This is a genomic window from Shewanella psychromarinicola, from assembly GCF_003855155.1.
In the GTDB taxonomy this organism is placed as follows: domain Bacteria; phylum Pseudomonadota; class Gammaproteobacteria; order Enterobacterales; family Shewanellaceae; genus Shewanella; species Shewanella psychromarinicola.
This window is the reverse complement of the sequence record NZ_CP034073.1, coordinates 3,865,445-3,881,135: the sequence shown is the minus strand read 5'-3', so window position 1 is coordinate 3,881,135 and position 15,691 is coordinate 3,865,445. Positions and strand designations below refer to the sequence as shown.

The 15,691-nt window shown below is 41.4% G+C and carries 14 protein-coding genes; 4 read left to right on the top strand and 10 right to left on the bottom strand.

The genetic code is table 11. The features are described 5' to 3' along the window. Positions 1-8 precede the first annotated feature (8 nt). From edd to EGC80_RS16885, 4 genes are all read left to right on the top strand, one after another. Complete coding sequence (gene edd / locus EGC80_RS16900; RefSeq protein ID WP_124011502.1) at positions 9-1,835, top strand: phosphogluconate dehydratase; 1,827 nt, start codon at positions 9-11, stop codon at positions 1,833-1,835. Between the two features lie 20 nt (positions 1,836-1,855). Then, entirely contained in the window at positions 1,856-2,500 is a 645-nt protein-coding gene (locus EGC80_RS16895; protein WP_101031725.1) for a bifunctional 4-hydroxy-2-oxoglutarate aldolase/2-dehydro-3-deoxy-phosphogluconate aldolase, read from the top strand. A gap of 227 nt (positions 2,501-2,727) precedes the next feature. Beyond that, complete coding sequence (locus EGC80_RS16890) at positions 2,728-3,240, top strand: DUF1993 domain-containing protein (protein WP_124011501.1); 513 nt, start codon at positions 2,728-2,730, stop codon at positions 3,238-3,240. 470 nt (positions 3,241-3,710) lie between these two features. After that, positions 3,711-4,406 (top strand): aspartate/glutamate racemase family protein, encoded by a 696-nt coding sequence (locus EGC80_RS16885; protein ID WP_124011500.1) that lies wholly within the window; start codon positions 3,711-3,713, stop codon positions 4,404-4,406. A 102-nt stretch (positions 4,407-4,508) separates the two neighbouring features. On the opposite strand, the gene adhE is transcribed toward EGC80_RS16885, so the two are convergent. From adhE to EGC80_RS16835, 10 genes are all read right to left on the bottom strand, one after another. Continuing rightward, on the bottom strand, positions 4,509-7,106 hold the full coding sequence (gene adhE / locus EGC80_RS16880) for a bifunctional acetaldehyde-CoA/alcohol dehydrogenase (RefSeq protein ID WP_124011499.1): 2,598 nt from the start codon (positions 7,104-7,106) through the stop codon (positions 4,509-4,511). A gap of 883 nt (positions 7,107-7,989) precedes the next feature. Next, entirely contained in the window at positions 7,990-9,366 is a 1,377-nt protein-coding gene (locus EGC80_RS16875) for an anti-phage deoxyguanosine triphosphatase (RefSeq protein ID WP_372491433.1), read from the bottom strand. Between the two features lie 9 nt (positions 9,367-9,375). Next, positions 9,376-9,963 (bottom strand): 5'-deoxynucleotidase, encoded by a 588-nt coding sequence (gene yfbR / locus EGC80_RS16870; protein ID WP_101031713.1) that lies wholly within the window; start codon positions 9,961-9,963, stop codon positions 9,376-9,378. A gap of 112 nt (positions 9,964-10,075) precedes the next feature. Then, complete coding sequence (locus EGC80_RS16865) at positions 10,076-11,290, bottom strand: pyridoxal phosphate-dependent aminotransferase (RefSeq protein ID WP_124011498.1); 1,215 nt, start codon at positions 11,288-11,290, stop codon at positions 10,076-10,078. A gap of 277 nt (positions 11,291-11,567) precedes the next feature. Next, positions 11,568-12,128 carry an elongation factor P gene (efp, locus tag EGC80_RS16860; RefSeq protein WP_101031709.1) on the bottom strand — a complete coding sequence of 187 codons (561 nt, stop codon included), beginning with the start codon at positions 12,126-12,128 and terminating at the stop codon, positions 11,568-11,570. Positions 12,129-12,177: 49 nt separating this feature from the next. Beyond that, positions 12,178-13,386 carry an elongation factor P maturation arginine rhamnosyltransferase EarP gene (earP, locus tag EGC80_RS16855; RefSeq protein WP_124011497.1) on the bottom strand — a complete coding sequence of 403 codons (1,209 nt, stop codon included), beginning with the start codon at positions 13,384-13,386 and terminating at the stop codon, positions 12,178-12,180. Positions 13,387-13,586: 200 nt separating this feature from the next. Beyond that, the gene (gene fldA, locus EGC80_RS16850; protein WP_101031703.1) at positions 13,587-14,114 is read right to left on the bottom strand and encodes a flavodoxin FldA; all 528 of its coding nucleotides are present in this window, start codon (positions 14,112-14,114) and stop codon (positions 13,587-13,589) included. Positions 14,115-14,165: 51 nt separating this feature from the next. After that, complete coding sequence (gene ybfE, locus EGC80_RS16845; RefSeq protein WP_011637372.1) at positions 14,166-14,438, bottom strand: LexA regulated protein; 273 nt, start codon at positions 14,436-14,438, stop codon at positions 14,166-14,168. 8 nt (positions 14,439-14,446) lie between these two features. Continuing rightward, a complete protein-coding gene (locus EGC80_RS16840; RefSeq protein ID WP_101031701.1) occupies positions 14,447-14,668 on the bottom strand; it encodes a DUF2788 domain-containing protein in 222 nt (73 codons plus the stop codon). A gap of 99 nt (positions 14,669-14,767) precedes the next feature. Then, positions 14,768-15,541, bottom strand: a complete 774-nt coding sequence (locus EGC80_RS16835; protein ID WP_124011496.1) for an alpha/beta fold hydrolase — start codon at positions 15,539-15,541, stop codon at positions 14,768-14,770. Between the last annotated feature and the right edge of the window lie 150 nt (positions 15,542-15,691).

The window sequence follows — 15,691 nt, the reverse complement described above, 5'->3', positions numbered from 1 at the left end:
GTTTTACCATGCATTCAGTAGTACAAGCCGTCACCGATAGAATTATTGCTCGTAGTCAACAATCTCGATCAACGTATTTAACCGCGTTAAACGATGCCAAAGCCCAAGGGGTTCATCGTAGTGCATTAAGTTGTGGCAATTTGGCCCATGGTTTTGCAGCCTGTCAGCCGGTAGCAAAAGATTCTTTACGCCAGCTAACGAAAGCCAATATTGGTATTGTGACTGCATTTAATGACATGTTGTCAGCACATCAACCCTATGAAACTTATCCAAATATGCTTAAGCAAGCGTGTATGGATGTGGGTAGTGTGGCACAAGTCGCGGCAGGTGTTCCTGCCATGTGTGACGGTGTGACCCAAGGTCAGCCAGGCATGGAACTTAGCTTACTGAGTCGTGAAGTCATTGCTATGTCTACCGCGGTAGGTTTGTCGCACAATATGTTTGATGGTGCGCTACTACTGGGTATTTGTGACAAAATCGTTCCAGGTTTATTAATCGGTGCATTAAGCTTTGGTCATTTGCCGATGTTATTTGTGCCTGCTGGTCCAATGAAGTCAGGTATTCCAAATAAAGAAAAAGCGCGTATTCGTCAACAATTTGCCCAAGGGCAGGTTGATCGTGCCGCATTGCTTGAAGCTGAAGCTAAGTCATATCATAGCGCCGGCACATGTACCTTTTATGGTACAGCTAACTCTAACCAGTTAATGCTTGAAATCATGGGGTTACAATTACCTGGTTCATCGTTTGTTAATCCTGATGATCCATTACGTGATGAATTAAGCAAAATGGCTGCCAAACAAGTGTGCCGTCTAACCGCAATGGGTACACAGTACACTCCGATTGGTGAACTGGTCTCTGAAAAGTCAGTAGTTAATGGCATTGTGGGTATTCTCGCGACCGGTGGTTCAACTAACTTAACCATGCACATTGTCGCTGCAGCTCGCGCCGCTGGCATTATCGTTAATTGGGATGATTTTTCTGATTTATCTGATGCAGTACCATTATTAGCCCGCGTATATCCAAATGGTCATGCCGATATTAATCACTTCCATGCAGCAGGTGGCATGGCGTTGTTGGTTAAAGAGTTACTTGATGGCGGCCTATTGCATGAAGATGTTAATACCGTTGCAGGTTATGGCTTACGTCGTTATACCCAAGAACCTCGTTTGCTTGATGGCGAGCTTAAGTGGGTTGATGGTGTCACTGAAAGCTTAGACAAAGAAGTGTTAACTCACCTTGATACACCATTTCAACATAACGGTGGTTTGAAGTTACTCAAAGGTAACTTAGGCCGCGCAGTGATTAAAGTATCTGCCGTGCCCGATAAAAATCGCGTAGTTGAAGGTCCTGCGATTGTGATTGATGATCAAAACAAACTTGATGCACTATTCCAAGCGGGTGAGCTTGACAGAGATTGTGTTGTGGTTGTTAGAGGTCAAGGCCCTAAAGCTAACGGGATGCCTGAGCTGCATAAACTCACACCCTACTTAGGTACCCTACAAGACAAAGGTTTTAAAGTTGCACTAGTGACTGACGGCCGTATGTCAGGTGCATCAGGTAAAGTACCTGCAGCCATTCATTTAACCCCAGAAGCGCTAGACGGTGGTTTGATTGCCAAAGTTGAGAACGGTGATTTAATTCGTGTTGATGCTACAACGGGTGAATTAACCCTGTTTGTTGACGAGAAGACACTTGCAAGCAGAACCGCAGGGATAGTGGATTTACATCACTCAAGTTATGGCATGGGCCGTGAGTTGTTTGGCGCGCTACGTAGCAGTTTGAGCAGCCCAGAAACAGGTGCTCGCAGTACTAATGCGATTGATGAATTATATTAACGACAAAGGAAGACTGTAATATGCTTGAGCCTAATAATTGGTTGCTCCAACCACAAGACGTGTTTAAACGCAGCCCGGTTGTTCCGGTCATGGTCATTAATAAACTTGAACACGCTGTCCCATTAGCAAAAGCGTTAGTGGCTGGCGGCATTAGTGTCTTAGAAGTCACTTTACGAACTCCATGTGCGTTAGAAGCGATAGCTAAAATTGCTAAAGAAGTGCCAGAAGCATTGGTTGGTGCAGGGACCATTTTAAATGAAGCCCAGTTACAACAAGCTATTGATGCGGGTTCGCAATTTATCATTACCCCGGGTGCAACGGTTGATCTATTAAAAGCGGCCAAGAAAGGCACTGTGCCGTTAATTCCAGGTGTCGCGAGTATTTCAGAGATTATGGTGGGTATGGAGTTGGGCTACACTCACTTCAAGTTTTTCCCTGCAGAAGCCTCGGGTGGCGTTAATGTATTAAAGTCTTTCTCTGGCCCACTTTCTGAGATCCGATTCTGTCCAACTGGTGGGATCAGCCCAGCGACTTATAAAGATTATTTAGCATTATCAAATGTTGATTGCATTGGCGGCAGCTGGATTGCACCGACTGATGCTGTAGATAACGAAGAGTGGGATCGCATTACACAATTATGTAAAGAAGCCCTGGCGGCTTTGTAATACATTGATTGTGTGACCTAAAAAACCAGCTTATGCTGGTTTTTTATTATCGATAGTTTACTGTGTATATCATTAAGTTAATTTAATTTAAGTAAAGTTCTTATTATTCAGTTTGATGTAATCTAAGGGTTGCTGATAATCTAAGCGTTATTGTTGATAAGTATACGATTATTGATGTTTTAGACCTAAAACAATGCAAGCTCATTCATTTTTAAGAGGTATTCTCTATGTTTTATGATTTAACGGTTGTGCAATTTAGTAAAATGCTCAATAACTTAAGTTCAATTCTTGCGAAAGGGGAAGACTTTGCCGGTGCTAAAAAGATTGAAATGTCGGTATTACTTAACTCACGTTTAGCAGCAGATCAATTTAACTTAATTCGCCAAGTACAAATCGCGTGTGATACCGCAAAATTATCGGTTGCGCGTTTAACGGGTCAACAAGACCGTGCACCAAAACATGAAGATAATGAAACGACTGTGGCAGAATTACAAACCCGCATAACCTCGGTTATTGGTTATTTAGCCACTTTTAAAGCAGAAGATTTTGTTGGTGCCCAAACCCGCAAGATCACTCATCATCGTTGGAACGATAAGTACCTTACCGGCCACGATTTCTTACTTGAACATGCAATCCCTAATGTTCATTTTCATATCACAACAGCCTATTCAATCTTGCGTCATAATGGGGTTGAAGTCGGTAAAAAAGATTACTTAGGTGCAATGTCATTTAAGTCGTAACTGAGCCACTAGTGACCAACAGTAAGCGCCAGTGTCAATGGCGCCACTAAAACCAGCATGAGCTGGTTTTTTGTTATCTAGCCAAATAAAGTCTACTAAACAACAATAGGATAAGTTGTGGATAGCGGCACGAAAGGGGGCTTATTGCTAGATAGCTGCATTTGAGATAGTAAACGATTATTAAGCAACTCTTTTGTCCAGCTCATGCCGTTGTAGTAACTTGTCATAGGCAGATATTTCCGTATAAATGGGTCTTGTTAGCAAAACGCTAGGCAAGTTAGCAATGCAATACGTCAAAGATGCTGATTTTTATCCGTTTGGCTTATCTCTTATTTGTATTGAGGTTATATTATCCGAAGTCTGAATAACGATAATACGGCTTAGGATATAAGTGTGTTATTTCGAAGTAAGGTTCCATCTGGCCAATCATGTCTATAGGGACTTTTTGCTATTCAGTTGTAGGAGTGAATATGAAAACAATCGGTATGATAGGTGGCATGAGTTGGGAGTCAACGCTGAGTTACTACCAGGCCATTAATCAAGGGGTGAAGTCTACTTTAGGCGGACTTCATTCGGCTAAAATTTGTTTGTACAGTGTCGATTTTGCTGAAATTGAAATATTGCAACATCAAGGGTTGTGGGACGATACCGCCATTCATTTATCAAATGCGGCTAAGGCTGTTGAAGCGGGCGGGGCTGACTTTTTGTTGATTTGTACCAATACAATGCACAAAGTGGCCGATGACATTCAAGCACAAATCTCTATCCCTATTTTACATATCGCCGATGCCACCGCCGAGGCGTTGTTAGCCGACGGTATCGGTAAAGTGGGCTTATTGGGTACGCGCTTTACTATGGAGCAAGATTTTTATAAGCAGCGTATCACCGATAACTATCCTATCGAAGTTATTGTGCCTTCGCCAGACGATCAAATATTAATCCATAATGTGATATATCAAGAGTTGTGCCTAGGCAAGATTAATCTGCAATCTCGACAATGCTATCTTAGTATTATTGATAAATTATTCGCTCAAGGAGCCGAGGCAGTGATTTTAGGTTGTACTGAAATAGCCTTACTGGTGCAGCAACAACATACCAATGTGCCTTTGTATGATACCACTCAAATTCATGCTCACAGCGCTGTTATGCTGGCGCTAGCAAAGTAGTTTGGTAAGGTTTTCACACAGTCAAAGGTATAAAAAAAACGCCTTACGATAATTATCTCGTAAGGCGCAGTGTTATAAGCTTACTGCTTGTTATTGAGTTGACTAGTCGTTATAAGCTCTGCCATAGAAGCTGTCCAATAACACTTGTTTAAGCTCTTTAATCAACGGGTAACGTGGATTGGCACCCGTACATTGATCATCAAAAGCATCTTCAGCAAGCTCATCCAGTTTGGCGATAAAATCTGCTTCATTAACCCCGGCGTCCTGGATTGATGCAGGAATACCTATGGTTGTTTTCAGCGCTTCGATTTTTTCAATCAGCTTGTCAACTTTTTGAGCATCGGTTTTACCCCCAAGCTTTAAATAATCCGCAATGGCAGCATAACGACACAGTGCTTTAGGGCGGTCGTATTGACTAAAAGCGGCTTGCTTGGTTGGCATATCCGTCGCGTTAAAGCGGATCACGTTAGAGATTAACAGCGCGTTAGCTAAGCCGTGTGCTAGGTGGAACTCAGCACCCAGTTTGTGCGCCATTGAGTGACAAACACCTAAGAATGCGTTGGCAAAAGCAATGCCGGCAATCGTCGCACCATTGTGAACTTTTTCTCGGGCAACAGGCGCGTTTGCACCAAACTCATAGGATTCTGGTAGGTACTTAAACAATAGGTCTAATGCTTGTAGCGCTTGGCCATCACTGTATTCGTTTGCCATTACACTCACATAAGCTTCTAACGCATGTGTAACAGCATCAATGCCACCAAAAGCGGTGAGTGATTTGGGCATATCCATGACTAAGTTAGGATCAACAATCGCCATATTCGGGGTTAATTGATAGTCAGCGATAGGATACTTCATTCCGGTTACTTCATCAGTTACCACGGCAAAAGGGGTCACTTCTGAACCTGTACCTGAGGTTGTCGGAATGGCAACCATTTGAGCTTTAACGCCCATTTTAGGGAATTTGTATATACGTTTACGGATATCCATAAAGCGCAGTGCTAAATCGGCAAAATCAACATCAGGGTGCTCGTACATCACCCAAATAATTTTAGCGGCATCCATTGGCGAACCACCACCGAGTGCAATAATGACATCGGGTTGGAAGCTTTGGGCGACTTTTGCACCTTGGCGTACAATAGTTAAGGTTGGGTCAGCTTCTACTTCATAAAAAATTTCGGTTTCAAGACCCTGTGCCTTAAGAATTTTTAAGGTTTCGTTACAGTAACCATTATTAAATAAGAATTTGTCAGTAATGATCAGCGCACGTTTTTTATCACTTAACTCTTCTAGTGCTATTGGTAAACAGCCGCGTCGGAAGTATATAGATGATGGAAGTTTGTGCCACAACATATTTTCAGCCCTCTTAGCGACCATTTTAGTATTGATCAAGTGGCTTGGACCGACATTTTCCGAAATTGAATTACCGCCCCATGAACCACAACCTAGCGTTAACGACGGCGCTAATTTAAAATTGTACAAGTCACCTATGCCACCATGAGATGCCGGTGTATTAATTAGAATACGTGCAGTTTTCATTCTAAAGCCAAAGATTTTAACACGTTCATCTTGGGTGTCTTGATTGGTATATAAACCTGATGTGTGGCCAATCCCCCCTAACGTGACTAAGGCTTCGGCTTTATCCATTGCCTCGTTAAAGTCTTTTGCTTTATACATTCCCAATAACGGAGACAACTTCTCGTGAGCAAATGCTTCGGCATCATCTATATCAGTTACTTCACCAATGAGAACTTTAGTGGTGCTAGGAACGTCAAAACCCGCCATTGCAGCAATCGCTACCGCACTTTGGCCTACAATATCAGCATTGAGTCCGCCATTTTTAAGGATCACCGTTTGCATTGCTGCGGTCTCAGCTTTAGACAGGATATATCCGCCATGGCTGATAAAGCGCTCTTTTACTTGCTTGTAAATGCTGTCCACAATAATCACGGCTTGTTCAGAGGCACAAACTACGCCATTGTCGAAGGTTTTTGACATTAAAATTGAGCTCACCGCACGTTTAATGTCTGCGGTTTCGTCAATCACAATCGGTGTATTACCCGCGCCCACACCAATGGCAGGTTTACCAGACGAGTAGGCGGCTTTAACCATGCCAGGTCCACCCGTAGCTAAAATTAAGTTAATTTTTTCATGAGTCATTAATTGGTTAGACAGTGCAACACTCGGTTGGTCTATCCAGCCAATGATGTCTTTAGGCGCACCCGCGGCCACTGCCGCATCTAATACAATTCTAGCTGCTGTGGTGGTTGAGTTTTTCGCCCTTGGGTGGGGTGAGAAAATAATGCCATTACGGGTTTTTAAGCTGATAAGGGCTTTAAAAATAGCGGTTGAAGTGGGATTCGTGGTGGGAACAATACCGCAAATAATACCGACAGGCTCTGCAATGGTAATGGTACCAAAGGTTAAGTCCTCAGATAGAATGCCACAGGTTTTTTCATCTTTGTATTTGTTATAAATGTATTCAGAGGCAAAGTGGTTTTTAATCACCTTATCTTCTAATACACCCATCCCCGTTTCGGTTACGGCCATTTTAGCTAATGATATACGTGCATCTGCAGCGGCTAAAGCGGCCGCCCTAAAGATGATATCAACTTGTTCTTGGCTAAAATTGGCAAACTCGGCTTGGGCTTTGGCAACGCGTTCTACTAATAAATCTAGCTCTTGCGTATTGGTGACTGTCATAGTGGTTTCCTGTAAAAATATTCAACAAATTAGTTTTGCAAAATATTCTTTGTAAATAAAATTACAACTTTTAGGCTGTATTTGTTGTGATGATGACCACAAAAGCGTAACTTATGTAATTTTATTACAGCATTGAATGCTTTTTAGCACTTAATATTTAACTTCTGTTCATCCAGCACTTCGATATGACCTAACGCTTATACTCGCTCAACATGATGATCTGCTTATGGCACTAGTTAATAATGGCGATAAATCAGTCATCACTGGCTCTATTGTCATCAACAAGTGCAATGGTCAATAGGCTTAGGGGTATGTTTTTGGTTGTTTTACACTGAACTTTTTTTACTTTTAACCTTATACCTTGGCCTAATTAATTAACCATATCAAACAGTTTGAAAATAGTCTGTTGAATGTGTGAAATATCTTATTACTGATCAATGCATATAAGCAAATGCTAAAATTAGTTTTGCTTACTTAATCAGTGAACTGTGATTGATATCAATATTTATAAGGGCGGATTGACTCACTTTAAGGCCAATATTCAATGTGGGCCGAATGTATGCTTTGGTTAGAATAACGTGGTGACTCTCAAACCAAACTTATCTTCTGTTAACCCCTTAAGGGTAATTATACTGCGTGATTGTTGTGACTTAATGTTTTACTGACGCTCAGTAAAAGCGTGTTTTACGCGCTAATATTGTTACTGTCGCAAGTACCATCTTTGCCGTACGGTATCGATTTGCCACCCACCAAAGCGCTATCTAGTCTCAATGCTAGCGTTTATGCCCTTGGGTTTATGGCGATAGATCCATTAATGACGGACAAGTATATCAATAAGAATGACCAGCAATTGTGGTTGGAACAACCAAGTGCTTTTTTATGCTTATTGCTCGCGACTTAATTCCATGATGCCTGCGGTTTTTGAACCAAATAATTGCTGATGTAAGCGGCCTGCAAACTCATCAGTCATGCCGGAAATATAATCGGCAATCACCCGCATTGGATTATTGTTTTCATTACACTCGGCTAACCATCGTTCACGAGTGTTGAGCGGTAATAGACGCTCTGGATCAGAGGAAAACGCTTCAAACAATTCCATTACAATTTGTTGGCCTTTGTATTCCAACATTTGAATTTCGGGTTTACGAATAACGTACTTAAACACCAATTGTTTAAGTACATGTAAAACTGAAGCAAAGTCTGGCTCTAATTCTGCATTATATTTTAATAAGTCTTGTTCAAATTGTGGATTGGCACTGATGCCAATCGCAGTCACGAAACCGTTGACTAAGGTACCGATGGCATCTTTGCGTAAATGATGCTCATGGGAAAATAGTTTGTCACCTATTTGAGCCATTTCCGATATGAGCCATTGATCCTTGATCTCCGTTAACTGCTCAACCACATCGCGTTGCCACTGATGTTGATTAACAATCCCCATGACAATGGCATCTTCTAGATCATGCACGGCATAGGCAATATCGTCAGCCAACTCCATAATAGAGCAGTCAAAGGACTTATAGCGGGTTTTAAGATGTGGGTAATTGGCGTGAGTATGATTTTGCTCACTAGTGATAAACAACTGTCTATCAGACTTGGATAATGAATCTAATACCCAATCAACAATAGGTTTATCATCATCAAACAAGCCTTTTACTGGTGGCCATTCTGATGGTTTTAATTGACGATGATTGGCAATGTCTGGACGGTGTTGGTCAACAAATAACTGCCCATGAGTTGCGGGGTATTTCATCACACCCAATAGCGTCCGCCGAGTCAGATTCATTCCCCATGACGGTGTATAGGGCTCTAAACGGGTTAAAATACGGAAGGTTTGGCCATTCCCTTCAAATCCACCATGATGGCGCATCATGTAATTTAATGCGACTTCACCCCCGTGGCCAAAGGGTGGATGGCCTATATCGTGAGCTAAACAAATCGATTCAATTAAGCTCATAGAGTTAAGCAAGTACTTAAGTTCTGGATACTTACGACGTAACTGTGCGGTGATGCCGGTACCAATTTGAGAGACTTCCAACGAATGGGTCAAACGAGTGCGATAAAAGTCATTCATGCCGATACCAAGCACTTGGGTTTTGGCTTGAAGTCGTCGAAATGCGGCAGAATGTAGAATTCGGCCACGATCGCGCTGATAAGGACTGCGGTGATCATTACGGCGTTGTTTATCTTCGCCAAGTAGACGTTGTTGCCAACAGTCCTCATGTTCTGTACTACTGGGCATGACGGTGTTATCAGGCATATATTTCCTTTACAGCATTTGATTAATTTCGTCTAAATTCAATGTAAAACTTGGAATAAAACAATCACGGAAGTAACCAACTGCGGGGTTAGGGTTGTCGTCTATCATTTGTTCTAAACGTTTACAGGCACTGTTGAATTCGCTGTTACCGGCTTTTTGTTCTTCTAAGCATTTAAGATACGCGCATAACGTATCGGCGGCTTTCACAATGGCTTTGTATTGTGGGTCAGCATCTTGACTAATGAATAAACTGCGGTAATCTTCTTTAAATTCATCAGGTACCATTTCAAGCATTCGTTGTTCGGCTATGGCTTCGATCTTTTTATATTCAGCTTCTATCTCTTTATTAAAATATTTAACCGGTGTGGGCAAGTCTCCGGTTAAAATTTCACTGGCATCATGATAAATCGCAATCGTTGCAGCTTTATTGGCGTCTAAGTCTGTGGCGAATTTCTTATTGCTGATGATCACTAAAGCGTGGGCAACCATAGCCACTTGCAGTGAATGTTCTTGGACGTTTTCGCGACGCACGTTATGCATTAACGGCCAACGTTGGATTAGCTTCATCCGCGATAAATGGGCAAATAAATGACTCATGAGACTCCTTACTGCGCTCAATAGATTCAGTCAGCTTACATGAGCTTATCGATAAAAAAAAGCGACTGTTCAGTCGCTTAGTATTTTGTGCTAGAGATGAAGTGTCAAGAGACTATTGACGATAATCCTCTAAGAATTCACCAAACTCGGTAAGGGCTTTAGCCAAATCTTCTTTATAGGGCAAAAAAACCACTCGAAGGTGATCGGGCTCTGGCCAATTAAAGGCTGTTCCTTGTACTAACAGAATCTTTTTAGTTTTTAATAAATCAAGTACCAAGCGTTCATCATCACGTAAATTAAACTTTTTCATATCTAACTTCGGAAACGCGTATAAGGCTCCTTTAGGCTTTTTACAGCTGACCCCAGGGATTTGATTAAGCAATTCATATACGGCGTCACGTTGTACGGTTAAGCGACCGTTTGGTAATATCAATTCATTAATTGACTGATAACCCCCTAACGCGGTTTGAATAGCATGTTGATTGGGTACATTGGCACACAAACGCATTGAGGCGAGCATTTCTAAGCCTTCAATGTAGCTTTTGGCGGCTTTTAAATTACCCGATAACATCATCCAACCGACACGAAACCCAGCTGCGCGATACGCTTTAGATAAGCCATTAAAGGTGATGGTTAAAATATCATCAGACAAGCCCGCCGCTGGAATATGCTTAGCTTCGTCATACAGAATTTTGTCGTAAATCTCATCCGCGAATAAAATCAAATCATGTTGACGACATAGCTCAATAACTTCTAACAACAATTCTCTACTGTAAACTGCGCCGGTTGGATTGTTGGGGTTGATCAACACTATTGCGCGGGTGCGACTGCTAATTTTGCGTTTAATATCGTCTAAGTCTGGAAACCAATCGGCTTCTTCATCGCAACGGTAATGTACCGCGTTACCACCGGCAAGGTTTGCTGCCGCAGTCCATAATGGATAATCAGGCGAGGGGATGAGTACTTCATCATCGGTGTTGAGTAGGCCTTGCATAGCCATCATAATCAATTCTGATACACCATTACCAATGTAGATATCTTCAATATCAACGCCAAATATGCCTTGTGCTTGATAGTGTTGCACTATGGCTTTACGCGCAGAGAATAAGCCTTTTGATTCGCAGTAACCTTGCGCACTCGGTAGGTTTAAAATGACATCTCGGACGATTTCTTCTGGTGCTTCAAATCCAAATGGGGCTGGGTTGCCGATATTAAGCTTTAAAATACGATGGCCCTCGTCTTCTAAACGACGGGCTTCTTTATGGACGGGTCCACGGATATCGTAACAAACTGAATCAAGCTTATTGGATTTGATAATGGGTCGCATACTACTCTCGATAACTAAATACGGCTTAAGTTAGCGAACCATAACGAATTTATTGTTCTTGTGGAAGGGGCATAAGAGTAAAATGAACAAATTAATCAGTCAGAAATGCTGTTATTGCCAGTTTGATGGCACATATAAAAGTGTTTTATACTGTTGTTAATGCCTAATGCAGTTGTCTTATTCCATTTTATAACAAAAAAGCCAGCACTAAGTGCTGGCTTTTAATGCATTAACTTGTGTTATTGATATTTTATCAATAACACACGTTAATGGGCAATTAAACGCGCTTTTTGAACTCGCCGGTACGAGAGTCAATTTCAATCTTGTCACCCACTTTTACAAAGTCAGCAACTGTGACCGTGCCACCACCAGTAATAGTAGCAGGCTTCATCACTTTACCTGAAGTATCACCACGAGCGGATGGCTCGGTGTAAATAACTTCACGTACGATGTGGATCGGCAATTCAACAGATATCGCTTTCTCTTCATAGAAGGTCACTTGACACATGTCTTCCATGCCATCGATGATATAGGCAGCTGCATCACCTAAGTTGTCAGCTTCTACATCATACTGGTTATATTCTTCATCCATGAACACATACATAGGATCAGCAAAGTATGAGTAAGTACAATCAAGACGTTCTAGAACGATATCGTCTAATTTGTCTTCACCTTTAAAGGTTTGTTCAGTACCAGAATCTAGCAATACGTTCTTTAATTTTAATTTAACGATTGCAGCGTTACGGCCAGAACGAGTTGTTTCAGTCTTCTGAACAACCCATGGGCTGCCATCTAACATGATCACGTTACCAGGACGGATTTCATGAGCAGTTTTCATTTCACTATTTCCTATATTTTTGGACTTTTTTTATTTATAGAGCAGTATCTTAGCTATTTTTAACGAATTGAACGAGTCGACTCGCAAGATCTGCATCTTTTAACGCGTTAATTGGCCATTTAATAGCATGTTGCATTAAAGACAAATTAACAGAATTTAACTGTTGCCAGTGCATAACTACCGCGTGTGTATTGCCCCGGTTGAAGGCCAAATTCACCTCAGACCAAGTAGTAGTAATTTCTGGAGCAAGATTATCGCAGTAAAGTTGCATAAAAGCTTGTAATTTTACCAAGTGATAATCATCTTCTTGAGGATAAATGTGCCATATGAAGGGTTTTGCAGCCCATTGAGCACGTAAAAATGAATCTTCACCCCGCACAATATTAAAATCACAGCTCCATAGCAAGCGATCAAAGTCATTTTGATCTGTCATGGGTAATATATGCAAGGTTAAGCTACCTATGACAAATTGCTGACCGGGCATCAAATCTTCAATCGCACAAGGCAATAGGCTTGTTAAGCTGTGCAAACTGCGCCCTTTAGGGATAAGCGCATGAATTGGGGTAGGCGACGCTTGCCATAAATGACATAAAGCGAGTAAGGCTTGGGTTTCATAACTAAAAACACTGATAACCGTATCCTGGGCATTAATGCCCTGTAACCCTAGCTGCTTGAATAATGCTAATTTATGTTTATGATCTGCTTGCCATTCATCTCGTTGGCTAAACAATTCACGTTCACAAATAAGTCCTCCGGTTTGAGCGCTAAAACCGGGAAAGTAAAACCACTTTTTGACCCCATTGGCTTGTGACGACGGCAGTCCATGACAACCAGCGACCCAATTTTCGGCACTAAGGTATTCAAGGTTTAACCAAGTAGGGGCGCAAGTATCTGGGTGTTGATGTAATTGTTCAATGGCTAGCTTTACCTGTGAAGGTAACTCACAGGCAAATGCTTCAATTACCACAACCCCAGCTTCAAACTTAATATCAAGTGGGTTATTCCATTGAAATATATTCACGCCATTGATATTCTGCTGTGCTTTATCGGGATCTAGCATTGGTAAAATATGCGAAAAACTCACTAAGTCATCAACCCATAGATTAATGGGTATGGCATATTCTGTCACCAACTGCTTAGCCAAACGCCACGTGACACCTATGTCTCCATAATTATCGACAACGGTACAAAATATATCCCAATGATTCAAACTATTATTTATGTCTAGATCAAAGATTTTGCTGCTAAATCCGGCCATATTCTTGTGTGCTTTTGATATATAGAAAATGTATTTAAGATATTATTTTTTTTATACTGCATAAAAGTCTGTCTAAAATTTTAGCGGGTTCAAACTTAAAATGAATCAGCCTCGGTTTGGTTTTTTCACCGACGACAGCCGATAGTTAAAAAGAAAAAAAGCGGCTAATTGCCGCTTTTTTTTACTGAGTAACTACAGAATTAGTCTTCTAACTCAGCTAAACACATTTCTTCATAAATCTGCTTGACCCAAGCATCAACACGCTCATCGGTGAGTTCTGGTTGACGGTCTTCGTCAATCCCTAAACCAACAAAGTGCTTATCGTCCGCCATGCCTTTAGAGGCTTCGAAGTTGTAGCTTTCAGATGGCCAATTACCAATAATGATCCCACCACGCGCTTCTACGATGTCACGTATCATGCCCATCGCATCGAGGAAGTATTCCGCATAATCTTCTTGGTCACCACAACCAAAAATAGCGACTAACTTATCGGTAAAGTCGATTTGCTCAAGATCTGGAAAAAAATCATCCCAATCACACTGTGCTTCGCCGTAATACCATGTTGGAATACCAAACATTAACAAATCATATTCAGCAATTTGCTCTTTAGTACTCTTTGCGATGTCTTTAACATCGAGCATGCTTTTACCCAGTTTTTTCTGGATCATTTTGGCTATAGCTTCGGTGTTGCCAGTATCGCTACCGAAAAAAAGACCTACAGTTGCCATTGTCTATCCTTTAAATATCAAGTTCGCGTTGTGCGATGTTCTAAAAACGTCTCAGTTGTCGAGTTGCTGTTGCAGAATAAATTCGATTAACTGGCTACGACTAATGTTACTGTTCAAAGCTTGTTGGTTCAAGGCATCATACAGATCTTGTGACACCTTTAACTCTATTCGCTTTAAACCGTTAGCGCGATCACGCTGAATTTGGTTACGCTTGTTGATCTTTAATTGCTGCTCCCTAGAAAGTGGGTTACTTCTCGGGCGCCCTCGGCGAGTTTCTGCAGCAAAAAGGTCAATAGTCGTTCTATCTGTTGTTTCTTTTGCCATTGTACTCTTTAACCGATCCCAGAGCCTTCCCAGGTCATCTGAATAATACCTTTTGCAATAAACCCGGCGCAGCCGAGGAATAAAACTAACCACACAATAAATCGACCAAATTTGGGGACTTGACCTTGTTTAAGCACATCATGGATAGCCATGCCGATAAAAAAGAATATCGATGCAAAAAACAAGTTTAAGCCTACCGCTTCAATTTGTTCAATGTATTGGTTTAACATACTTCTACCTTCGCGATTGAGTGTCTGGCGAAAAGAGGGCGCGAATATATCACATTAGGTGACAATCGGCTATATTCAAAAAGCTAAAATATTAAAAACTTACCCTTGGTTTTGTTCAATAAACTCAGACACGATGCGATTAAATATCTCTGGCTTTTGTGCATGTAACCAATGCCCTGTGCCATTTAATGTTTTGGCGCTAGCGCGAGGAAATTGACGCATGATTTCATCACGATATTCAGCCGTTACATAATTTGACTCACCACCACGGATAAATAGTGCTGGTTTATCAAAATGTTTGTCATTGGTTAATGGTAAATTCCATCCAATAATACGGTCGTAAGACTCGATTAGCCCAGTTAAATTCATTTTCCATTCAAAACCGCTATCAGTACGTTGTAGATTCTTAAGTAAAAACTGAGATGTCGGCTCATCAATACCTGCAGCCATTAAGTGGGTTAAGGCTGATTTTCGAGTGGTTTTACTGTTTAATATTAAACTGGTTAATCCTGCAAACACCGTTTGATGTCTCGGACTATAAGCCACAGGAGCGATATCTGCGATCACTAGGCTTATTACTCGTTCTGGGTGTAAAAGTGCCATTGCCATTGCAATTTTGCCGCCCATTGAATGCCCAATAACATGGACTTGTTTGAGGTATAAATCATCGAGTACATCAACCATGGCATCAGCCAGTTGAGCGTAATCCATGTTATCCCAATGTTCACTCAAGCCATGATTGGGCAAATCAACCCGTATGACTTGATGCTGTTGTTCAAGCACGCTGCCTAGGTTTTTTAAATTATCAAGATTACCAAACAGTCCATGAATAAGCAGGACGGCTTCACCTTGACCAGAAGATACATAATGCATAACGCAATAAGCTCATTGGGACAATTTGTGCGGGGGATTTTGCTGCAATGAGCCTGTCAAATCAAGTTTTGATGATCGTTGTCACAATTGTTGATGATATTTTAATCGCCTTTTAATAAAATTTCAGCATTATAGGTCATTTAATGATTT

Bases quoted from the DNA above. Each gene is read 5' to 3' on its own strand.
- yfbR (WP_101031713.1), bottom strand. From the start codon at position 9,963: ATGAGTCATTTATTTGCCCATTTATCGCGGATGAAGCTAATCCAACGT.
- EGC80_RS16875 (WP_372491433.1), bottom strand. From the start codon at position 9,366: ATGCCTGATAACACCGTCATGCCCAGTAGTACAGAACATGAGGACTGT.
- EGC80_RS16865 (WP_124011498.1), bottom strand. From the start codon at position 11,290: ATGCGACCCATTATCAAATCCAATAAGCTTGATTCAGTTTGTTACGAT.
- efp (WP_101031709.1), bottom strand. From the start codon at position 12,128: ATGAAAACTGCTCATGAAATCCGTCCTGGTAACGTGATCATGTTAGAT.
- EGC80_RS16890 (WP_124011501.1), top strand. From the start codon at position 2,728: ATGTTTTATGATTTAACGGTTGTGCAATTTAGTAAAATGCTCAATAAC.
- ybfE (WP_011637372.1), bottom strand. From the start codon at position 14,438: ATGGCAAAAGAAACAACAGATAGAACGACTATTGACCTTTTTGCTGCA.
- edd (WP_124011502.1), top strand. From the start codon at position 9: ATGCATTCAGTAGTACAAGCCGTCACCGATAGAATTATTGCTCGTAGT.
- earP (WP_124011497.1), bottom strand. From the start codon at position 13,386: ATGGCCGGATTTAGCAGCAAAATCTTTGATCTAGACATAAATAATAGT.
- EGC80_RS16885 (WP_124011500.1), top strand. From the start codon at position 3,711: ATGAAAACAATCGGTATGATAGGTGGCATGAGTTGGGAGTCAACGCTG.
- EGC80_RS16840 (WP_101031701.1), bottom strand. From the start codon at position 14,668: ATGTTAAACCAATACATTGAACAAATTGAAGCGGTAGGCTTAAACTTG.
- EGC80_RS16895 (WP_101031725.1), top strand. From the start codon at position 1,856: ATGCTTGAGCCTAATAATTGGTTGCTCCAACCACAAGACGTGTTTAAA.
- fldA (WP_101031703.1), bottom strand. From the start codon at position 14,114: ATGGCAACTGTAGGTCTTTTTTTCGGTAGCGATACTGGCAACACCGAA.
- adhE (WP_124011499.1), bottom strand. From the start codon at position 7,106: ATGACAGTCACCAATACGCAAGAGCTAGATTTATTAGTAGAACGCGTT.
- EGC80_RS16835 (WP_124011496.1), bottom strand. From the start codon at position 15,541: ATGCATTATGTATCTTCTGGTCAAGGTGAAGCCGTCCTGCTTATTCAT.